Genomic DNA, 20915 nt, shown 5'->3' with positions numbered 1-20915 from the left:
CTCAATACTGGAGGCCCGATGCTGAAGGCTGAAGGCTCAATGCTCGACGCTCAAATCTGGACTCTGGATTCTCAAATCTGGATTCTGAAATCCGCATCTGAATGAACACCGGCAGCTTACTTGGGTGCCGTTTTGTATAACCGGAGTGCTACGAAAGTAAAAAAGAGGTTGGGCATCCAGGCGGCCAGCAACGGAGGGAAATTACCTTTGGTGGAAAATACGGTCGAAAACTGGTCGGCCAGGATAAATACGGCTGCGATCACAATTCCCAGGGCCAGGTGCATACCACTTCCCCCCCGGGTTTTACGGCTGGCGATAACCGCTCCGATGAAGGTGAGCAGCAGCACGGTAAACGGAGTTGAGGTGCGTTTGTACAATTCCACTTTTAAGGCATTCAGCCCCTCCGTACCCCTCAGTTCCTCATTTTTGATCAGTCGCTTCAATCCAGGGGTGGTCAGCTTATCTTTCAGGTACTCGTCTTTTATCAGCTCATCAGGCGCCATATTCAGCCGCACTATCTTCTCCTTTGAATGTGTTACGCGTTCGCCCAGGCTGTCCACAATGCGTTCCACCACATTTTCAGCGATCCATTTCCTTTGTCGTTTGGTGGTATCCCAGCGTACGGATTCTGCACGGAGGTTATACACCAGCTTGCCTCTTCGTACCCGGTCCATAAAAAAGGCGCCGCTTTTTTGCGTTACGGCGTCAAAATTCTTTACTCCCATATAGGTGATGCTGTCTACCCGCTTATAAAAACAGGTGCTGCAGGCACTCTCCGACCGGTTCTTCAGCGGGTCGTTTTTATCGATATAGGTCTTCCGGAAGTTGCTCATGATGGTATTGGCCATCGGGATAAAGTAGGCCCTTCCAAAAAAGAGTATGGTTGCCAGCAATAATCCGCCGATCATATACGGACGCAAAAACCGCGTAAAGCGCGTACCGCTGGCAAGAATGGCGATCACCTCGGAACGCAGGGCCATTTTACTGGTAAAGAAAATGACGGCAATGAACACAAAAAGCGGAAACAGCAAACTCCATATATAAGGTATGAACCCCATATAGTACTTGGTAAAGATCTGCCAGGAAGAAAGTCCTGATTTTACAAAATCATCCGATTTTTCACTGGTATCGATGGCCACCGCAATTACTGTAAACAGCAACATGCAAAATACAAACGAAATCAACAGTCGGTTTAATATGTACCAGTCCAGCTTCTTCATGAAAATATTATCTGTAAAAGTAACCGAAAAAAAGATATGGCCCTACAAGCGTGTTTTTAACTTAACAATCATTTGGTTTTTCCACGCGTGATACGTACCCGCCAGGATCTGTTGGCGCGCTTCTTTTACCAGCCACAGGTAAAAGGCCAGGTTATGCACACTGGCAATAGTGAGGGCCAGGATCTCCCCGCTTTTGAAGAGGTGCCGCAGGTAGGCCTTACTATAACCGTTGCTCATGGGGTTGGGAAGCTGCGCGTCGATGGGCGAATAATCAAATTCCCATTTTTTATTGTCGATATTGATCACCCCTTCCGATGTAAACAGCATGGCATTGCGCCCGTTGCGGGTAGGCATTACGCAGTCAAACATATCAATCCCCATCCCAATGCACTCCAGGATGTTCCAGGGAGTGCCCACTCCCATAAGATACCGGGGTTTTTGTACAGGCAGATGCTGGCAGCACCAGTCGCAGATCTCGTACATTTTGTCTTCAGGCTCCCCTACACTCAGTCCGCCGATGGCATTGCCGGGTGCATCCTTTTGGGCAACAAAATCACAGGATTCCTTTCTCAGGTCCTTAAATGTAGCTCCCTGTACAATGGGGAACAGGTTTTGGGTATACCCGTATTTATCCGGTGTGGCGGTAAACCGTTCCCAGCAGCGGTCGAGCCAGCGGTGCGTCAGATCGAGGCTTTTACGGGCATAGGCGTATTCACTGCCGCCGGGCGGACATTCGTCAAAGGCCATAATAATATCACCGCCAATCACCCGCTGTATATCCATTACCCGTTCCGGGGTAAACAGGTGTTTGCTCCCGTCGATATGCGAAGCAAAGGTGACGCCCTCCTCTTTGATCTTACGCGTGCCGGCCAGTGAAAAAACCTGGAACCCGCCGCTGTCTGTAAGAATGGGCCGGTGCCATTGATTAAAGTGGTGCAGTCCGCCGGCTTTTTCCAGCACTTCCAGTCCCGGCCGCAGGTACAGGTGATAGGTATTGCCCAAAATGATCTGGGCCTTTACCTCGTTTTCCAGTTGCGCCTGGGTAACGGCTTTTACGGAACCCGCAGTACCCACCGGCATAAAAATGGGGGTTTCGATCTGTCCGTGATCGGTCTGGATCAAACCGGCCCTGGCGGCAGATCCGGTATCGGTATGTTGTAACTGAAAACTGAGTTGTGCCATAAATTGGCCGCAAAATTAATATAAGCGCAGGTATTTATGATTTATTACGAACAGTTTATTACATCGTCAGCATCACCATCTCCCGCATCTTACCGGTAACTCATCCGGTTTTCTTCGGTGTCCTTTAAATACGAAACAACATTTTCGGGAAGTTCGCCGCTCTCAATCGGGAAACTGATCGAATCCGTTACAAAGTCTTTAGCAGCTTTTACTTTCTGAAAAATTTCAAATAAAGCAATCGGTTCCTGGTTAAAACTAATGCAGGTACTTATAAAGTGCATTTCGTGTACCCTATACCGGGGTTGCTTTAATTTTTCGTTGATATCCTTTAAACGTGAAATAAAATGCCGCTGCCGGATAAAGGTATTACTGTTCATAATAATAAAAACATAATCGGCATAAGCGGTTATTTTGCCATAATACTTATGATTGTCTCCCCCGCTCCGCTCCACCAGGTACTCGCCCGAAGCGGTTGATTTGTAAATCTCAACCGCCGAGCGCCAGATCCGTTCCTCGTTTATTTTTTCAGGATTATCCGGCAGGTTCCGGTTAAAAGAATACCAAAAGCCCACCAGCTCATCCAGCAGTCTTGTATTTACCGTTGCTTTGGGAATACTGATTTTTAAATCATTAAAGCTAAAAGCTTCGGTGTGCGAGTGGATAAAGTCTACATAATTATCATACCCCAACACCTGAACAATACTGTTTAATTTATTAAAATTCACACTTCTGATTCCGGAAAGGTTGCGGTTGTTTTCAGCCGCCTTTAGTTTATTAATAACGAGGTGCTCATACAGGTAATTTTCACCCAATAAATCGGCGGTGCTTTTAATACGCAGCTTCTTTATCCGCTCATTCCATTTCCGGTTCAAATCGGCTACAACATAGGACCACTCCGACTTTGACACATCCTTCCAGGTAGTTTTTTTAAGAAAATGGCCGGCCAAGAAATTCATCAGTTTTTCCAAATGCGCCAGGTCTTCTTTTTTCATTTCAAATTCCTTTATCTTTTAACAAATATCAGCAGGGTTTCAATATACGACAAATATAAGACTGAAAAAAGGCAATAAAATGTATTTATAAGGTTTTTATATTTTAAAGCTTTTTGAAGTTTGTACAACAAAAAATCACACTCTTAATCTTAAACACTTAAAAGAACAATTATGAGCACCTCAACACTTTTTTTGAATTACTGGTGGATATTCGTGGCTTTATTTGTACTGCTGTTTTACAAATTCATCCTCCGCGTTTTTTTTGGAATGGTCATTGTTCCGGAAAACAAAATTGGCCTGGTTACCAAAAAATTTGTACTCTTTGGAGCGCACAAAGGGCTTCCGGACGGGCGTATTATTGCTACTAAGGGAGAAGCCGGTTTTCAGGCAAAAACGCTGGCGCCCGGGCTTTACTGGGGCATGTGGCCCTGGCAGTACGGAGTACAGATGCAGGCTTTTACTATCATACCGGAAGGGCAGATTGGACTTATTTTAGCAAATGATGGCATTGAAATACCTACCGGCGCTATCCTGGCCCGGAGGGTAGAATCGGACAACTTCCAGGATGCCGATAAGTTTTTGAATAATGGAGGACAAAAGGGCCGCCAAACGGCCTATATCACTGCGGGAACCTACCGGATCAACACTTTTGCCTTTACGGTAACCATTGCCAACATGGTGATTATTGAAGAGAATATGGTTGGGATTGTAACCACACTGGACGGACTTCCGATTGAAAGCGGACAGATTGCGGGCAGACAAATCCAGGGGCATAATAATTTCCAGGACATTGATACCTTTCTGAAAAATGGTGGAAACAGGGGGCTTCAGCCCTCCATTATCCTTGCCGGCAGTTATAATATTAATCCCTGGGCCGTACAAATAGAAGAAATACAGATGACCGACGTGCCAATCGGTTATGTAGGAGTTGTTATTAGTTATATTGGGGAGGAAGGCAAGGACTTAACGGGCGAGCATTTCAAACACGGCAATATTGTAAGCAAGGGCCAGCGCGGAGTTTGGATGGAGGCCTATGGACCGGGCAAATACCCCATTAACAAATACACGATGAAAGTGGAACCGGTGCCCACAACCAACCTGGTACTGAACTGGGCCAATGCACGGAATGAATCGCACCAGCTCGATAAAAATTTAAGTACCATTACCGTCCGGTCTAAAGACGGATTCCCGTTTAACCTGGATGTATCGCAAATTATTCACATTCCCGCCACAGAAGCACCCAAGGTCATTGCGCGTTTTGGAAGCATGAGCAACCTGGTAAGCCAGGTATTAGAACCCACTATTGGCAACTATTTTCGTAACTCCGCACAGGATAGTGATGTGATCAGTTTTTTGATTACCCGTAAGGAGCGGCAGCAGTCAGCAAAGGAACATATTAAAACCGTATTGGACGACTATAATGTAAATGCAGTGGATACACTGATCGGAGACATTCTCCCTCCTGAGGCGCTGATGAAAACACTTACAGACCGGAAGATTGCAGAAGAAGAACAAAAGACCTACCAGATACAAAAAATGGCCCAGGAGCAACGGCAGGGCGTAGAAAAGGAAACCGCTATTGCGGATATGCAGAAGGAAATTGTAAAAGCACAGCAAAGTGTGGAAATTGCCCAGCGTGCAGCGGATGCAACCGTTAAAAAAGCAGAAGGCGATGCTAACAGTTTAAAACTGCAGGTAGATGCGGAGGCCACTGCCATTAAAATGAGAGCCCATGCAGAAGCCGAAGCCACAAAATCCCGTGCCGGTGCCCAGGCAGCGGCCACCCGACTCAACGCAGGCGCAGACGCAGAAAAAATCAGCAAAACAGGGCTTGCAGAAGCCGAAAAAATAAGCGCCATTGGTAAATCTACTGCCGACGCATATGAACAACAAGCCCGGGCAATGGGCGGTGAGAATTTCAGCCGGTTTAAAATAACCGAAGAAATCGGAAAAGGGAATATCAAAATCATACCCGATCTGATTGTTAGCGGCAGTGGTGGTGAAGGCAGTTTGAGCGGTTTAATGGGATTGCAGTTAATGCAAATGATCCAGCAGGGAAAAACCAGCAAGAACAATTCTTAACCATTCCTGCCGTATTGCCATAATGCCTGGAAAAAATAATACATCACCTGTTTAATAAACCGGTATTCAAATGACTTCTCCAAATAACACCTCCGACATGACACCAGACCTTGCCTTTAAATTATTGCAAACCGGTCATGAACGATTCCTAAGCGGCAAAACAATCCAACGCAACCTGCTGAAAGAAATGCAGCATTCCCGGCAGGAGCCACAGCCATTTGCAACGATACTCGGCTGTATGGACTCCCGTACTCCGGCCGAACTTATTTTTGATCAGGGTATGGGCGCCATTTTCAACCTCCGTATTGCAGGCAATATTGTAACACCGCATATATTGGGATCTCTGGAATTTTCCATAGAAATAGCCAGGGCCAAATTAATCGTTGTTATGGGGCACAGCGACTGCGCCGCGGTAAAAAGTGCCTGTAACCATGTAACAACCGAGCATTTTTCCTGCCTGCTGCACGAAATAAGCGTATGTCTGCCCCAGGAATTCACAGAAATCAGCAACCGGACCGGTAATAATGAAATCTTTGTAAACAAAGTAGCGCTGCTGAATGTACACCGGTCTGTACAGCAGCTGCTGGAACGCAGCAGTATTATCCGGCAATTTGCCGATAGCGGAAAAATAAAAATAATCCCCGCAATGTATGACGTTTCCACCGGAGCCGTAACCTTTCATACAAGCGAACAGGGTGTTTAAAACGCGCTGCCTGTAATAATTTTCTACTGTTCCGGCCAGCCACCTGGTAATAAGCGGTGATTTTATTCCTCCCGTGGGCACCGGGAAGATTCCATTGTTTTTCAGACGGTAGACTTATATTTGCGCCATGCCGGACCTAACCCCTGGATATATTATATTTATTGCATTACTGCTTGTTACAGCTGTTCTCCTGTTTTATTATTTTTATTTTTTTGCGCGGCTGGTGTTTTTTAAGCCCAAACCCAAAACCAGCATGCAGCAGCATCCGGTAAGTATTATTGTATGCGGCAAGGATGAAGCACGGAATTTTGCCCGCAATATTCCCGGGCTCCTGTTCCAGGATTACCCTTCCAGTCACCAGATACTGGTAGTAAATGACAATTCGGTGGATGACAGTCAATATATATTACAGGAGCTGAATGCCCAGTATGGCGGACTCACCATTTTAAACCTGCGGCAAAAAGCACAGCATATACCCGGCAAAAAATACCCGCTGTCGATGGGCATCCGGGAAGCCGCTCATGAAATTCTTTTATTAACGGATGCGGATTGTGTACCGGCCACCGAGTTCTGGCTGCAAAAAATGCAGGAGCCGTATGAAGATGGCATTGACATCGTACTCGGCTATGGCGCTTATCATAAACACCCGGGCTTTTTAAATAAAGTCATCCGTTATGAAACCTTTCACAGCGCCCTGCAATATTTATCGTATGCCCTGGCCGGTCATCCGTATATGGGCGTAGGCCGGAACCTGAGCTATAAAAAGAACCTCTTCCTGAAAAATAAGGGGTTTTCCGATGTGAATCATCTCCCCGGGGGCGATGATGATCTTTTTATTAACAAAGTGGCCACCGGGAAAAATACCGCCATCGTTATCGATGCCGGAGCACATACGCTCAGCAGTCCTAAAAAAACCTGGAAAGAATGGCGTTATCAAAAAACAAGGCACTTCAGCACCTCCAAATATTATAAACCTAAACACAAGATACTATTAGGATTATACAGTTTGTCTCATTTTTTATTTTATTTTCTGGTGATCGCTTGTTGCATCTCGTACAGCTGGCGGATCGGATTGGCCATCCTGGCCGGAAAATCAATCATCCAGCAGGTTATTTTCGGCCGTTCCCTGAAAAAGCTCAATGAGGCCGACCTGGGGAAATGGGTATTGGTGATGGACCTCTGGATGTTGCTCTATTACCTGCTGTTTGCCCCGGCGCTTATAAAAAAAGAAAAAAAAACCTGGAATTAATTATTCCGGCTGTTGCGAAACGGTTTATTTCCCCGTCTTTGTCTGGGTAACTAATTTAAACCAGACAAACCATGAACCAATGGCGCTTGTTTTACGTGGCCGTATGCGCAGCACTGCTGATGGGAAGCTGTTCAAAAGCACCACTTGAAAAAATCCCCGATGATCAGGAAACGCCCGCTCCCAAACCCAAGGCGGAAGATGAAGCTCCGGTACTGATCTCTGCGGCAGTTCATGAGTCCATATCCGGATTTTCATTCTCCTTTTTTAAAGCGCTGCAAAAACAGCAGCCGGCAGGCCACAATCTTTTTGCTTCGCCGCTGAGCCTGCACATTGCGCTGAGCATGCTGGCCAATGGTGCCTCCGGCACAACCAAAGACGAGATCCTGAAGGTATTGCAGGCCGAAGACCTGTCTGGCAGTACCTTAAATAAGGATTGCCTTGCTCTTTTGGAAACATTGCCCAATGCCGACCCTGCGGTTACTTTTCAACCGGCCAACGCCGTATTTTATAAAAACAATTTTCCTGTTGAAGCCAGTTTTCTGAAAACCCTGGGCGACTACTACAAAACACAGACCATTGGGCTGCCCTTTAAACCGTCGGATCTGCCGGTGATCAATAAATGGGCCAGCGATCATACAAATGGAAAAATACCAACCGTGCTGGAAGAACTGGATTCGAACCTGGTGCTACTGCTGATGAATGCCCTGTATTTCAAAGGAGACTGGAGCACAAAATTTGACAAAAACAGAACAGTAGCCGCCACATTCTTAAAAGAAGACGGCACACGGATGCAGACCGCCATGATGCGGCAGACCGATACAGTGCTTTATGCCAGCACCAACGAATTTCAATCCATTCAAAAACCATACGGCAACGGACAGTTTACCATGACCATCCTTTTGCCAAAAACAAGTGCCGTTGCCAACCTATTTAACCAGATGGACACTCAAAAGTGGAATGCGCTGCTGAAATCTTTTAAACCGACCAAGGTGGGCATTGAGCTCCCCCGGTTTAAGCTACAGCAGGCATTCAAACTGATACCCGTATTGGAGGCCATGGGGATAAGGAACGCCTTTGATCCCCAGGCCGCCAATTTCAGTGCATTTAGCAGGGAACCCACTTTTGTAAGTCTTGTGCAGCAAAGCACTTACGTTTCCGTAGATGAAGATGGCACGGAGGCAGCGGCGGTTACAGCCGCGGGCGCTACTGGCACCAGCGGGGCCATGTATCCCTATTTTATCTGCAACCGTCCTTTTGGGATCATCATCAGTGAAAATACTTCAAAAAGCATCCTGTTTATGGGAAGCATTTATCAACCCGTAGCAATACTATAGAGCATACACCAAATCCACGCCCCGCACTCCTTCCGGTCTGCGGGGCTTTCTTTTGCCCGCCGGTATTCTTATTTTGCCAGGTGCTGCTTTAAAAGTTCTAATAATGTTTCAAACTCCTTCTTATCATAGCCTACGGACCGGTAAATGATCCTGCCCGTTTCATCCAGCACAAGGTTGCGGGGAATAAAGCTATCCGCAAACAGCGAAAAAACGCGCCGGTCAGGATCTGCCAGTACCGGAAAACTGAATTTCGTTTGCTGTACAAAGGCATTCACTTTATCCCAGCCCTCCTCCCGCCCAAAGACAAACAGCGCAAAACGAGGATTATTTTTGTACACATTCCAGATTTCCCGCTGTACCCTTGGCAGCTCCGCCCGGCAAGGGCCGCACCAGGTAGCAAAAAAATTGATCAGCACTACCCGGCCTTTATAGTCGCTGATCCGTACAGAATCGCCTCCCTTTTTAAGAGCGAAACCAAAATCCGGAACCGGCGCACCTTTGGGCACTTTCCATACACCCTCATCCTGGGCTCCGGCAGCAATCAGTTTGGCCATCAGCAGTGCCAAAAGAACCATATTTTTCATCATAACATCCTTGTTCGGTATCCGCTAAATTAGCATTCCTTTTAAATATTACGTGGCTTATTTATCCCATCTTATGCATATAGCTGCAGGCTAAATTGTATATTCGCAGTCCAATTTTACTAATATTTAAGCGCAGATGATCATATCCTACAAATGGCTGAATGAATACCTTCCTGTAAGCCAGGGAGGCCAACCGGTAAGTGTGGAACGGCTCAGCCAGATTTTAACTTCCATCGGACTGGAAGTAGAAGCCATTCATGAGTACGAAGAACTAAAAGGCGGTTTGAAAGGCCTGGTGATAGGCGAAGTACTGGAAACCCAGCCACATCCGAACGCGGACAAATTAAAACTGACAAAGGTGCATATCGGGGCAACGGCTCCGCTGCATATCGTATGCGGCGCACCGAATGTGGCTGCCGGCCAGAAAGTGATTGTGGCACCGGTAGGCACTACGATCTACCCCCTGAACAATGACCCGGTTACCATGAAGCTGGCCAAGATCCGCGGCGAGGAAAGCCAGGGAATGATTTGCGCTGAAGACGAGATCGGACTGGGCGCCTCTCATGACGGGATCATGGTATTGCCGGCGGATGTAAAACCGGGAACACCCGCGTCTGAATATTTTCAAAGCTATTCCGATACCATTTTCGAGATCGGTCTTACGCCCAACCGTATGGATGCCATGAGCCACTGGGGCGTGGCAAGGGATGTTTGTGCCTACCTCTCTCACCACGATAAAAAAGCAGTACGGCCAAAGCTTCCCGAAACCAATAGCTTTAAAGCCCCCAAGGGCAAGGCCCCGCTGAAGGTTACGGTTGAAAATAAAACCGCCTGCCCCCGGTACAGCGGCATTTGTATCGACAACATCAAAGTAGCAGAATCACCTAAATGGTTGCAGCACTTTCTGAAAGCTATTGGCCTGAGGCCCATAAACAATATCGTAGATATCACCAATTTCATTCAACATGAAACGGGACAACCGTTGCATGCTTTTGATGCGGATAAGATCCGTGGCAACCAGGTGATCGTCAAAAACCTTCCGGAAGGCACCCTTTTTACCACACTGGATGAAAAAGAACGCAAACTGAGTGCCGAAGACCTGATGATCTGCGACGCAGAAGGCGGTATGTGCATCGGTGGTGTGTTTGGCGGACTGGAAAGCGGGGTAACCGATAAAACCAAGCGCATCTTTATTGAAAGCGCCTGCTTTGACCCGGTAACCATCCGTAAAACCTCTTTCCGCCATGGATTAAGAACGGATGCAGCCACCCGTTTTGAAAAAGGAACCGATATTTCGGCCACCGTAACGGTGTTGAAACGTGCGGCCGCATTGATCCTCGAGATCTGCGGAGGGACCCTTAGCTCCGATATCTATGATATCTATCCCGAACAGCAGCCCCGGAAAGAGATCGCGCTGAAGTATCACTATCTTAAAAAGCTCAGTGGTAAAAATTATCATCCGGATGCCGTAAAATCGATCCTGCAGTCCCTGGGATTTGAAGTGGAAAAAGATACCATTGATTCGCTGCTGATCTCGGTTCCCTATCACAAACCGGATATCCAATTGCCGGCAGATGTGGTGGAAGAGATCCTGCGTATCGACGGGCTGGACAATGTAGAAATCCCAACCTCTATAAAAATAACACCTTCAATGGATGAAACCATTGAAAGCGAATCGATAAAAGAAAAGGTCGTATCTTTTTTGGTAGGTTCGGGGCATCATGAGATCTTAACGAATTCCATCACGAATAAGGCCTATTATTCCGAGCAGGAACTCAGCACGGTGGTAAAGATGAAAAACAGTCTGAGCACCGAATTGAACATTATGCGTCCGGATATGCTGGAAACGGGCCTTGAAATTATAGTGCGGAACCTCAACCGGAAGAACGAAAATTTAAGATTATTTGAATTTGGTAAAACATACAGTGTCAATAAAAAAGGAAAGTTTGAAGAGCCCGAGCATTTATGTGTTTATTTAACGGGGAATCAGCAAACAGCGGGTTGGAAGCAGCCGGGCATTAAATATGATTTTTTTGCATTGAAGGGCATTGTGGAAAAAACGCTGGTATTGTGCGGGCTGACCGGTTTTCAATATGACGAATTAAAAGAAACCAATTTCCAGTATGGGCTCGAAATAAAATCAGGAACCGTAAGCCTGGGTAAGCTGGGAACGGTTCATAAAAACCTGCTGACACGGTTTGATATTAAACAACCTGTATTTTATGCAGACCTGAACTGGACGGCTATTTTAAAAGCCGCACTTAAACACAAAACCCAGTTTGCTCCCATCCCCCGCTTCCCGGCGGTACAGCGGGATATTGCGATGATCGCTCCGCAGGAATTGCCGTACCGGTCTGTTGAAGCAGCCATTCAAAAATTAAATCTCAAGAAATTGCAATCTGTGCAGCTTTTTGACGTTTTTGTTAGTGACAAACTGGGAGCCGGTAAAAAGTCGCTTGCTGTCAATTTTACCTTCCTGGATGATGAAAAAACATTAACCGATACAGAAATTGACGGCTGGATGAAAAAGATCATGCAAAGTTTGGAAAGAGATTTGCAGGTAGAGATCCGGAAATGATCCGTTCACATGAAATTGTTTACTGATGAGTCAGGCAATCGAAGAAAAAATAAAGCAGATACAGGAAAAACTGATCCAGCTAAGCCGGAAAAACGCCGCTATTGAAAAAGAAAATAGCGCCCTGAAGCAGGAGCTGGAAGAAACCCGGGCCGCTGCCGCTACGGCAGTGTCCAATATGGAAACCGCACAGCAGCAGCTGGACATCGCCCGATATGGCAACACCCCCATGAACACGGAAGAGCGAAAGGCCTTTGAAAAAAGGATCAATGGCTATCTGCGCGAAATAGACCGGTGTATTGCATTGCTGAGTGTTTAACCTAAATGTAAAATCATGTCACAGGAAGAAAATCTGATCCCCGCCAATATTATGATCGCCGACCGGCACTTCCGCATCAAGGTAGAACCGGCTGACGAAGAAACTGTTCGCCACTCCATTAAGATCATTAACGACAAAGTAATGGAGTTTAAAAAAACATTTCCGGGTAAGGACATGCAGGATTATGTATCGATGGTACTGATCTGGTTTGCCACGGAATTTAAGGCAGAAGCCGCATCATCCATGGACTCCGGCAGCATTATGGAAAAGCTGGACCAGCTGGAAGCCATCCTCGACAGCGAGTTGGGGAATGACTAAGATGTCAGATACGGGAATCCAGACTTGAGATTCCAGGATCCGGTGGCACTCCAATTTCGTATCTCAATTCCCGAATCTGAAAACAATGTCGTTTCCTTAAGGCTGCAGATGCGCAGATCCGGTACAGGTCACTCAAAATACCACAAGGAAAGCTGTGCAGGCGTAATTAGCACATCTGCGGCAATTAAAAAAAATCGCTTAAGTAAACGACGTAGAATCTGGATTCTGGATTCTCAAATCTGGAATCTCAAAAATCTGGAATCTGAATACTCGAATCCGGCTTCTGCTCCCCTCCGAAAACGTTATAGCAAAATACCCGTTTTTTAAAAGCGATTATTCCGCTTTGTTGGCTAAATTTAACCTGCGGGATTGCGGTATGCAGTTTTTACCCGCCCTTAAAACGAAGCCATATGTCTCAATCAAGAAGAAAATTTATTCAACAGGCTACCCTGGCTACCACCGGTACCTACCTGGCCTCCATGGGCTTGTCTGCAAAAAGTTATGGAAATATCCTGGGTGCCAACGACCGGGTGCGCGTGGGTATTGTAGGGTTCTCCGACCGGTTTCGCAGCTCCCTCTTTCCATCGTTCCTGAATCATTATAAAAAACTGAATTTCGATATTACCGGAGTGTCCGATCTGTGGAATTACCGGCGCGACCAGGGCACGGCCTTCCTTTCAGAAAAACTGGGGCACCCGGTAAAAGGGTTCCGCAATAATGAGGAGCTCTATTCCGCCAAAGATGTGGATGCCGTGATCATCAGCACCGCCGATTTTCAACATGCCCTTTGCGCTATTGAAGCGGTCAGCGCCAAATGCGATGCGTATGTGGAAAAACCCTTTGCCGAAACGATGGACGATGCCCGTGCTGCTTTAAAAGCCATTAAGGCCTCCAAACAGATCATCCAGATCGGCTCTCAGCGCCGCAGTGGTGCCAATTATAAAGCCGCCGACGAATTTATCAAATCCGGAAAATTTGGTGCTATCAATATGGTAGAACTTACCTGGAATGTAAACCAGCCCGGGCGCTGGCGCCGGCCGGAACTGGTAGCCAGGTTAAAAAAAGAAGATACTGACTGGAAACGGTTCCTGATGAACCGGCCTTATGAAGACTGGGATCCGCGCAAATACCTGGAGTACCGCCTGTTTTGGCCCTACTCCTCCGGGGCTTTTGGCCAATGGATGAGCCACCAGATTGATACGGTGCACTGGTTCAGCGGACTAAAACATCCGCGTAGCGTAACGGCCAACGGTGGCATTTACCAGTGGAAAGACGGTCGCCGGAACTGGGATACGACAACCGCGGTATTTGACTATGGCCCGGAAAACGATGCTGCCAAAGGCTTCCAGGTAGTGTTTATGAGCCGTATGACCAATGGAGACGAGCGGCCCGCTGAGGTTTACTATTCCAACGGCGGTGAACTGAACCTGATCACCAATAAGGTTTCACCCAATGGCGGACTGGAAGAAAAATTTGCCAAACCAATGGGTATGCAGCCCAACCTGCTGCCGGAATTTTCGTTAACGGATAAAGCAGAAAAGGTAGAGACTTCCGCCAATACCGGCGCCGATCCGCTCACCAGCAGCCATATGCTCAACTGGATGGAATGTGTGCGCAGCCGTAAACAAACCAATGCACCCGCAGAAGCCGGCTATATGCACTCCATTGCCAATATTATGGCTACAGCGGCTGCCCGCACGGGCATGAGAGCCACTTTTAATGAGCAAACACAGGAAGTAATGGCGGGCGGAAAAGTATTTAAATATTAAGATACCAGGATTGTGTTCATATAACAAAAGCGGGCACCGGCAAGGCGGCCCGCTTTTGTGCTGTTGCATGTAAGTAAAAATAAAACTTTTGCTTGTTTCTGGTATTCGGTGACTGAAGATGGTTTAAAGAACGCTGAAAACTGATTGCTGGCTGCTGATGGCTATAATTCAAAACTTTCGATCCGGTGTTCCTTTACCAGGTACTCTTCCAGCTGCGCCAGCTTTTTGGTAGGAATCATCAGGTTCAGGGATACAATCATTTTTTCGGGAAACGATTCCAGTTTTACCTGCTCCAGTCTGGACGTGTATGGCCTCAGCTGTTTAATGATCTCGTCTTTGATCGTTGTATTATTGTGCAGCAAGATGATCTTTAATACCCGGTTGGTTTTACCCGAAAAAAGCGCCAGGTTCAGATAGCGCCCGGTATAAATGATCAGCAAACAGGTGGCCAGGAAGATGGCGGCGAGGTAAATCTTACCAAAGCCAATAGACATGCCCACGGCTGCAGCCATCCAGATCACACTGGCGGTGGTAAGGCCCGAAACATTGGCGCCGTCCTTAAAGATCACACCTGCTCCAAGGAAACCGATACCACTCACAATATAAGAAGCGATGCGCGCACCATCTGCATAAGGACCGGTGATCTTCAATGATAAAATGGAAAACAATGCCGAGCCCAGGCAGATAACCGAAATGGTCTTTAAGCCCGCAGCTTTATCCTTAAGCTCCCGTTCCAGCCCAAGGATCACACCCGCCAGCAATGCCAGCAGGGCCTTATACAGATCCGCTATTTCAAAAATATCTGTCATTGTTTAAATATACTATTATTAGGCTGTATCAAAAATCTTCTATTTGTCTTGCCGTCCCGACAAGCGGGGATTGTTCCGGCATCTAAAGAAAGTTATCCATCCATAGATGCTGATCCGCTGCGGCGGACAGAAAGACTGTACGTTTTAAACGACTTGATACCGCCTGATAACGCTTAAAACAACTCCTGCTGGTTGGTCGGCTTTTCATGTTCAACCCACTCCATCACCACCGATTTATTATAATCGGTCAGCTTGGCGCCCACGGCTTTCCAGCCCATCACGTCTGTGATCTTGGCGAGCTTAAACTTCGCATTGCGTATCTGGCTGCCCTTCCCGCTTTGTACCATCAACACCGGCTCATCCATAGTGGTGGCACATTCCAGGTAATTGCCATCGCCTTCCTTAATAAACAGGAATTTATTCTTCAGGGTTGATGTTTCAATTTTAAACCGTTTTACATTAAACTGTAACAGCTTCTGATCCACATAAACGGCCGTAATGATCTTTTCAGGGTCAAACCGTTCAATCAGCAACACTTTCTCCGCATCAAATTTCTGTGTCATCTCCTGGTCGGTTATTTCATAATAGCCGTCCGTATACAGCACCAGTATGCGATCATCCGGCTCAAACATACCCAGGTACTGCCCCTTTTCTTCCGCACTTAAGCGGCCGAATTTATCGTCAAACCAAAGTTTCCTTCCGCTAAGCGTGGCGCGGCCTGCTTCCTTAAATTTAACGGACTTGATGGGGTACTTGGTTACCTGGTTCCCCATGCTGCTGCGCCCTTTAATGCCCAGCTCTTCAAAATAAAATTCAAGCTCTTTCACCCGCGCCGTAGAATTCGGACTCAGGGTGATCTTTACCACTTCGGCCTCCCCGTTTGGATTTACGGTAAAATAGTGCACCTTACTTTTTTCATCGCCCTTTGTAAGATCGTATACCTTATCCCGTGTAATACCGGTTACATTAAAACGCTTGGCATAGCTCACACCGGTTTTGCCATCCACATAGATCATATTATAGGTGGTGCGCTCGTCATTCTTTAAAAAGACCGCGGCATACAAAATGTCCTTGCCCACAAAGGTTTTATCAGACACCTTGATCACTTTCATGATCCCGCGCTTCGTAAATACGATGATATCATCCAGGTCGGAACAGTCAAATAAGAATTCTTCCTTCTTTAAACCGGTACCGATAAAGCCGCCGGAACGGTCCATATACAGTTTGGTATTTGCGATCACCACATTCCGCGCTTCAATTACCTCAAACTGTTTGATCTCTGTTTTACGCTCCTTGCCTTTGCTGAATTTTTTCAACAGGTTTTCAAAATAGGCCACGGCATAATCCACCAGGTGCTCCAGGTCATGTTTCACCTGTTTGATCTCCGCTTCCAGCCCTTTAATCTGCGCATTCAGTTCATCGATATCCAGGCGGTAGATCCGGCGCACCGGTTTCTCCGTCAGCTTCAGGATATCTTCCCGGGTTATATCCCGCTTCAGCTGCTTTTTAAAGGGCACAAAGGCTTTATCAATTGCCATGATCACTTTATCCCAGGTCTCATATTTTTTCTCCAGCTCTTTATAGATCTTTTCTTCAAAGAAGATCTTTTCAAGCGAAGTATAATGCCACTTCTCGTTCAGCTCCGCCAGTTTTATTTCCAGTTCCTTTTGCAGCAGGTCCTTGGTATTATCGACCGAGATCTTCAGCAGGTCCGGAACCGACAGGAAGCGCGGCTTTTTATCCACGATCACGCAGGCATTGGGGGAAATAGAAATTTCGCAGGACGTAAATTTATACAGGGCATCGATGGTGATATCGGGCGAAATACCCGGTGCCAGGTCTACCTGTACTTCTACATTTGCTGCCGTATTATCCGTAACCTTTTTGATCTTTATCTTCCCCTGGTCGTTGGCTTTTACGATCGATTCGATCAGCTGATCGGTGGTTACCGCGTAAGGCACGCTTTTGATCAGCAGTGTTTTTTTATCCAGCTCCTCAATATGCGCCCGTACTTTTACTTTACCGCCTCTCTTCCCATTATTATAATCCGCCACGTCAATCATACCACCGGTTTGAAAGTCGGGATACAATTCAAATTTCTTACCCTTCAGGTATTTGATCGATGCATCGATCAGTTCAATAAAGTTGTGCGGAAGGATCTTGGTCGACAAGCCCACGGCAATCCCCTCGGCCCCTTGTGCCAACAGCAGGGGAAATTTCATCGGCAGCGTGATGGGCTCATTATTTCTTCCGTCATAGCTCAGTTGCCAGTCGGTTGTTTTAGCATTAAATGCCACTTCCAGGGCAAACTTGCTCAGGCGCGCTTCAATATATCGGGAGGCCGCCGCATCATCACCGGTTTCCACGTTCCCCCAGTTTCCCTGTGTGTCAACCAGCAGGTCCTTCTGCCCCATATTTACGAGTGCATCCCGGATACTCATATCCCCGTGCGGATGGTACGACATGGTTTGCCCTACAATATTTGCCACCTTATGCAAGCGGCCGTCATCCATCTGCTTCATGGAATGGAGGATCCGGCGCTGCACCGGTTTTAACCCGTCTTCAATAGCAGGCACTGCCCGCTCTAAAATTACATAGGAAGCATAGTCCAGGAACCAGGTTTTAAACTGCCCCTGCAACCCGGTGATCTCATTGTCTTCAAATGTTCCTTCTGCTGTTGTGCTATCGTCTTTCATGTTCTTTCTTTCCTATAAGTCCTAAATGCGTATAATTAAATCCTTGTTTTAACTTCAGTCCGTACCCCAGGATCCGGTCCAGCGATGCGTGGCCAAAGAGAATGATCCCCGAAAAAATCAACACCTGGCTAACCAGCGCAACGCCGGCAAGATAAAGCAAAATGGCCACTGTTTTGTGATGAAAAAGATTATACAAAACGGCTCCTGCCCTGTTGCTGATCAGGTACCCCGTCATGCTGATATCGGGCCCGAAAAGCAGCAGTAAATAGATCCACCACGGCGCCTCGTAATGATACAGCCCAGCGATGGCCAGCAAAGCCATTCCAATCTCTTCAAGGGTAAGGAGCGTTTTCATTATTTTTCCCGGTTTATGATCCGGCATCCGCGGCCAGTTCTTCCGCTGTTTCTTTTTTTCCGGCCAGCCGAACGTCAAAGCTTTTCCAGTCTTTATCCGTTTCTCCTTCTGCGGTGATTTTTCCGGCAGTGATCAGTTCCTTCATCCGCCACATAATAAACAGATCCCCGGTTTTGATCTTCATCCGGTTCAGTGTATTGGATAATACCCGTGTTGCCTTCTGCCATTCACCGGTGAGGTTTTTTAAAATTTCATCATCATAAAATGAGGCATCCCGGCCCGCGATCTTTTTGCCTCCTTCCAGTATCCGCACCACCGCGTTTTCCTGAACCAGTTTGTTCCACTCGTCCGGATCAATTTCAAACTCGCTCAGCGTAACCGGCCGGGCCAGCTTTCGTGCCTTCAAAAATTCAGAAGGACGGATCTCCGACAGCCAGGACGGGTAAAAGATCTGGCCTTTGTCGTTGATGAACGGCAGGTTGTTCATATATAATACCATGATGCGCCCCTGAAATTCCTTCAATTGCGGAATAAGCCAGTAGTAGCCACATACATCATGCTGGTTTTGTCCCATCCATATCCAGATCACTTCCTCCGGATCTGCAGTAAGCTGCGCTTTTAAAGCCGCTACGGTCTTCCGGTCGTCAAAACTGCCCACCAGGTCATCCGGGTAAGGCGCGCCCTTCAGCAGTTCGCGCCACCAATCCAGCCGGGCCTGCCATCCTTCCTCTGTATCCAGGCCGGCAAGCGGGCCCACTGCAAAATCATCCCGGATCTGCACTACGGGCCCCTGCAGGGTTTCATCCAGAGCTGTAACCTGTTGCATCAGCTCCACTTCTACCTGGTTAAATACAATATGGATCATCTTTTGTGTTTTATAGTGGCAGCAAATCTAAAACAAAACAGCCTCAAACCCAAGACGGGTTTAAGGCTGCAATCAATTGATCTGCCTGAGTCCGCACAGCTGCTTAGCTGAACAGGTCTCTTATTTTGTCAAAGAAACCCTTTTCGGCCTTTTCGGGCTGCGGTTTCATATTGGATGATTCACCAAGTTTCTCCAGCAGCTCTTTTTCCTCATCGGTCAGTTGCTGCGGTGTCCATACGTTTACCTGGATCAACTGATCTCCCTTTTCATAATGCGAATGCACATTGGGAAAACCCTTTCCTTTTAACCGGAATATTTTGCCACTTTGCGTACCGGGCGGAATTTTGATCTTTGCCCTACCGTCGATGGTGGGCACTTCCAGGCTGGTACCAAAAACCGCATCGGTAAAGGAAATGTGCAGATCATATGCCACGTTCAGTCCTTCCCGGTGCAGTTCCTTGTGTGCTTCTTCTTCAATCAGCACAATCAGATCACCGGCGGCACCTCCGCGCTCCCCGGCATTTCCTTTACCGCTTACGCTGAGTTGCATCCCGGCCTGCACTCCCGCGGGAACATCAATGGTAATGGTTTCTTCGGCATATACCCTTCCTTCGCCTTTACAGCTGCTGCATTTTGCGGTGATGGTAGTACCTTCTCCGTTACAGGTAGGACAGGTAGTAACCGTTTGCATCTGCCCCAGGAAGGTGTTTTGTACACGGCGTACCTGGCCCGAGCCCTGACAGGTGCTACAGGTTTGCACGCTGCCTTTATCCTTGGCACCACTGCCGCCGCAGGTGGTACAGCTTACATATTTTTTTACCTTGATATTTTTGGTAACGCCTTTGGCGATCTCTTCATAACTCAATTTCAGCTTTACCCGCAGGTTACTGCCTCTTACGCCCCGTGCCCGCTGCCCCTGCCGGCCGCTGCGTCCGCCACCAAAAAAGCTTCCGAACAGGTCTTCTCCAAATACATCTCCAAACTGGCTGAAGATGTCATCCATATTCATTCCGCCTCCAAAGCCACGGCCGTTGCCACTTACACCGGCATGACCAAACCGGTCGTACTGGGCCCGCTTATCGGCATCGCTCAGAATTTCATACGCTTCGGCCGCCTCTTTAAATTTATCTTCTGCGGCTTTATCACCAGGATTCCGGTCCGGGTGAAATTGCATAGCTACTTTACGATAGGCTTTTTTTATTTCATCTGCAGATGCAGATTTTGAAACACCCAGGACCTCGTAATAATCTCTCTTTGACATGTTATTTACCTACTACAACTTTTGCGTGACGGATAATTTTATCATTCAGATAGTAGCCCTTCGTTACTTCATCCACCACCTTGCCCTTCAAATCCGCGCTGGGTGCAGGAATTTCGGTGATGGCTTCATAAAGATCCGGATCAAAATCCTTCCCGATGGTTTCCATGGGTTTCAATCCCTTGGCCTGCAATACGTTCCGGAGCTTATTAAACACCAGCCTTACCCCTTCCTTCAGGGCTGTATTATCATTCGTTTTTTCAAGTTCTGTCTGGGCACGGTCCGCATCATCCAGTACATCTAAAAGATCCGTGATCACCTCCCGGCCGGCAGTCTGAAATAATTCAATCCGCTCCTTTGCTGTTCTTTTTCTGAAATTATCAAATTCAGCCGCCAGGCGGATGTATTTATCCTTGCTTTCGCGCAGCTCAGCCTCCAGTGCCTCCTGGTCCGATTCTGCCAACGGATCTGTCAAATGTTCCGTTCCGCTAACATTTTCATCGGCGTTGATATTCAAACCATTATTCTCTTCCTCAGGAAGTTGCGTATTTTCATTCATATTTCTTATTTATTTAGTTGGCAAACCTATGTAGTCAATAATATTG

18 protein-coding genes are annotated in these 20915 nt (G+C 47.2%); 8 read left to right on the top strand and 10 right to left on the bottom strand.

The window, feature by feature from the left end; all coding sequences use genetic code 11:
* Nucleotides 1-116 precede the first annotated feature (116 nt).
* From LQ567_RS00925 to LQ567_RS00915, 3 genes are all read right to left on the bottom strand, one after another.
* Nucleotides 117-1220, bottom strand: coding sequence for an LptF/LptG family permease (locus tag LQ567_RS00925; RefSeq protein WP_231002205.1), 1104 nt, complete (start codon nucleotides 1218-1220; stop codon nucleotides 117-119).
* 42 nt (nucleotides 1221-1262) lie between these two features.
* Entirely contained in the window at nucleotides 1263-2402 is a 1140-nt protein-coding gene (gene tgt / locus LQ567_RS00920; RefSeq protein WP_231002203.1) for a tRNA guanosine(34) transglycosylase Tgt, read from the bottom strand.
* An 89-nt stretch (nucleotides 2403-2491) separates the two neighbouring features.
* On the bottom strand, nucleotides 2492-3394 hold the full coding sequence (locus LQ567_RS00915; RefSeq protein WP_231002202.1) for a hypothetical protein: 903 nt from the start codon (nucleotides 3392-3394) through the stop codon (nucleotides 2492-2494).
* A gap of 171 nt (nucleotides 3395-3565) precedes the next feature.
* On the opposite strand from LQ567_RS00915, the gene LQ567_RS00910 reads away from it, so the two are divergent.
* From LQ567_RS00910 to LQ567_RS00895, 4 genes are all read left to right on the top strand, one after another.
* Entirely contained in the window at nucleotides 3566-5476 is a 1911-nt protein-coding gene (locus LQ567_RS00910; RefSeq protein ID WP_231002200.1) for an SPFH domain-containing protein, read from the top strand.
* A gap of 70 nt (nucleotides 5477-5546) precedes the next feature.
* Nucleotides 5547-6179 (top strand): carbonic anhydrase, encoded by a 633-nt coding sequence (locus LQ567_RS00905; protein ID WP_231002198.1) that lies wholly within the window; start codon nucleotides 5547-5549, stop codon nucleotides 6177-6179.
* Nucleotides 6180-6306: 127 nt separating this feature from the next.
* Nucleotides 6307-7428 carry a glycosyltransferase gene (locus LQ567_RS00900; protein WP_231002197.1) on the top strand — a complete coding sequence of 374 codons (1122 nt, stop codon included), beginning with the start codon at nucleotides 6307-6309 and terminating at the stop codon, nucleotides 7426-7428.
* Nucleotides 7429-7499: 71 nt separating this feature from the next.
* Entirely contained in the window at nucleotides 7500-8762 is a 1263-nt protein-coding gene (locus LQ567_RS00895) for a serpin family protein (RefSeq protein WP_231002195.1), read from the top strand.
* A 68-nt stretch (nucleotides 8763-8830) separates the two neighbouring features.
* On the opposite strand, the gene LQ567_RS00890 is transcribed toward LQ567_RS00895, so the two are convergent.
* Nucleotides 8831-9349: a TlpA family protein disulfide reductase gene (locus tag LQ567_RS00890; RefSeq protein WP_231002194.1), complete on the bottom strand. Its 519-nt coding sequence runs from the start codon at nucleotides 9347-9349 to the stop codon at nucleotides 8831-8833.
* Nucleotides 9350-9482: 133 nt separating this feature from the next.
* On the opposite strand from LQ567_RS00890, the gene pheT reads away from it, so the two are divergent.
* The 4 genes from pheT to LQ567_RS00870 all read left to right on the top strand — a co-directional run bounded on the left by pheT (nucleotide 9483) and on the right by LQ567_RS00870 (nucleotide 14327).
* Nucleotides 9483-11924, top strand: a complete 2442-nt coding sequence (gene pheT / locus LQ567_RS00885) for a phenylalanine--tRNA ligase subunit beta (protein ID WP_231002192.1) — start codon at nucleotides 9483-9485, stop codon at nucleotides 11922-11924.
* A gap of 25 nt (nucleotides 11925-11949) precedes the next feature.
* Nucleotides 11950-12240 carry a hypothetical protein gene (locus tag LQ567_RS00880; RefSeq protein ID WP_231002190.1) on the top strand — a complete coding sequence of 97 codons (291 nt, stop codon included), beginning with the start codon at nucleotides 11950-11952 and terminating at the stop codon, nucleotides 12238-12240.
* Between the two features lie 15 nt (nucleotides 12241-12255).
* A complete protein-coding gene (locus tag LQ567_RS00875) occupies nucleotides 12256-12558 on the top strand; it encodes a cell division protein ZapA (protein WP_231002188.1) in 303 nt (100 codons plus the stop codon).
* Nucleotides 12559-12968: 410 nt separating this feature from the next.
* A complete protein-coding gene (locus LQ567_RS00870) occupies nucleotides 12969-14327 on the top strand; it encodes a Gfo/Idh/MocA family protein (RefSeq protein WP_231002186.1) in 1359 nt (452 codons plus the stop codon).
* Nucleotides 14328-14488: 161 nt separating this feature from the next.
* Here the strand turns inward: LQ567_RS00870 and LQ567_RS00865 are convergent, their stop codons facing one another.
* From LQ567_RS00865 to LQ567_RS00840, 6 genes are all read right to left on the bottom strand, one after another.
* A complete protein-coding gene (locus LQ567_RS00865; RefSeq protein ID WP_231002184.1) occupies nucleotides 14489-15136 on the bottom strand; it encodes an MgtC/SapB family protein in 648 nt (215 codons plus the stop codon).
* A gap of 173 nt (nucleotides 15137-15309) precedes the next feature.
* A complete protein-coding gene (locus LQ567_RS00860; RefSeq protein WP_231002182.1) occupies nucleotides 15310-17832 on the bottom strand; it encodes a DNA gyrase/topoisomerase IV subunit A in 2523 nt (840 codons plus the stop codon).
* Nucleotides 17819-18187, bottom strand: a complete 369-nt coding sequence (locus LQ567_RS00855) for a DUF4260 domain-containing protein (protein ID WP_231002180.1) — start codon at nucleotides 18185-18187, stop codon at nucleotides 17819-17821. Before LQ567_RS00855 ends, LQ567_RS00860 begins: the two co-directional genes overlap by 14 nt.
* A gap of 13 nt (nucleotides 18188-18200) precedes the next feature.
* Entirely contained in the window at nucleotides 18201-19052 is an 852-nt protein-coding gene (locus LQ567_RS00850) for a DUF1835 domain-containing protein (RefSeq protein ID WP_231002178.1), read from the bottom strand.
* Between the two features lie 103 nt (nucleotides 19053-19155).
* A complete protein-coding gene (gene dnaJ, locus LQ567_RS00845; protein WP_231002176.1) occupies nucleotides 19156-20313 on the bottom strand; it encodes a molecular chaperone DnaJ in 1158 nt (385 codons plus the stop codon).
* A gap of 1 nt (nucleotide 20314) precedes the next feature.
* Nucleotides 20315-20869 carry a nucleotide exchange factor GrpE gene (locus LQ567_RS00840; RefSeq protein WP_231002174.1) on the bottom strand — a complete coding sequence of 185 codons (555 nt, stop codon included), beginning with the start codon at nucleotides 20867-20869 and terminating at the stop codon, nucleotides 20315-20317.
* Nucleotides 20870-20915 lie beyond the last annotated feature (46 nt).

This window comes from Niabella pedocola, assembly GCF_021044425.1.
GTDB classification, from domain to species: Bacteria; Bacteroidota; Bacteroidia; order Chitinophagales; family Chitinophagaceae; genus Niabella; species Niabella pedocola.
This window is presented reverse-complemented; position numbering and strand designations above follow the sequence as displayed.

Coding starts and splice junctions, on each gene's coding strand:
- LQ567_RS00925 (WP_231002205.1), bottom strand. CDS start 1,220: ATGAAGAAGCTGGACTGGTACATATTAAACCGACTGTTGATTTCGTTT.
- tgt (WP_231002203.1), bottom strand. CDS start 2,402: ATGGCACAACTCAGTTTTCAGTTACAACATACCGATACCGGATCTGCC.
- LQ567_RS00915 (WP_231002202.1), bottom strand. CDS start 3,394: ATGAAAAAAGAAGACCTGGCGCATTTGGAAAAACTGATGAATTTCTTG.
- LQ567_RS00910 (WP_231002200.1), top strand. CDS start 3,566: ATGAGCACCTCAACACTTTTTTTGAATTACTGGTGGATATTCGTGGCT.
- LQ567_RS00905 (WP_231002198.1), top strand. CDS start 5,547: ATGACTTCTCCAAATAACACCTCCGACATGACACCAGACCTTGCCTTT.
- LQ567_RS00900 (WP_231002197.1), top strand. CDS start 6,307: ATGCCGGACCTAACCCCTGGATATATTATATTTATTGCATTACTGCTT.
- LQ567_RS00895 (WP_231002195.1), top strand. CDS start 7,500: ATGAACCAATGGCGCTTGTTTTACGTGGCCGTATGCGCAGCACTGCTG.
- LQ567_RS00890 (WP_231002194.1), bottom strand. CDS start 9,349: ATGATGAAAAATATGGTTCTTTTGGCACTGCTGATGGCCAAACTGATT.
- pheT (WP_231002192.1), top strand. CDS start 9,483: ATGATCATATCCTACAAATGGCTGAATGAATACCTTCCTGTAAGCCAG.
- LQ567_RS00880 (WP_231002190.1), top strand. CDS start 11,950: ATGAGTCAGGCAATCGAAGAAAAAATAAAGCAGATACAGGAAAAACTG.
- LQ567_RS00875 (WP_231002188.1), top strand. CDS start 12,256: ATGTCACAGGAAGAAAATCTGATCCCCGCCAATATTATGATCGCCGAC.
- LQ567_RS00870 (WP_231002186.1), top strand. CDS start 12,969: ATGTCTCAATCAAGAAGAAAATTTATTCAACAGGCTACCCTGGCTACC.
- LQ567_RS00865 (WP_231002184.1), bottom strand. CDS start 15,136: ATGACAGATATTTTTGAAATAGCGGATCTGTATAAGGCCCTGCTGGCA.
- LQ567_RS00860 (WP_231002182.1), bottom strand. CDS start 17,832: ATGAAAGACGATAGCACAACAGCAGAAGGAACATTTGAAGACAATGAG.
- LQ567_RS00855 (WP_231002180.1), bottom strand. CDS start 18,187: ATGAAAACGCTCCTTACCCTTGAAGAGATTGGAATGGCTTTGCTGGCC.
- LQ567_RS00850 (WP_231002178.1), bottom strand. CDS start 19,052: ATGATCCATATTGTATTTAACCAGGTAGAAGTGGAGCTGATGCAACAG.
- dnaJ (WP_231002176.1), bottom strand. CDS start 20,313: ATGTCAAAGAGAGATTATTACGAGGTCCTGGGTGTTTCAAAATCTGCA.
- LQ567_RS00840 (WP_231002174.1), bottom strand. CDS start 20,869: ATGAATGAAAATACGCAACTTCCTGAGGAAGAGAATAATGGTTTGAAT.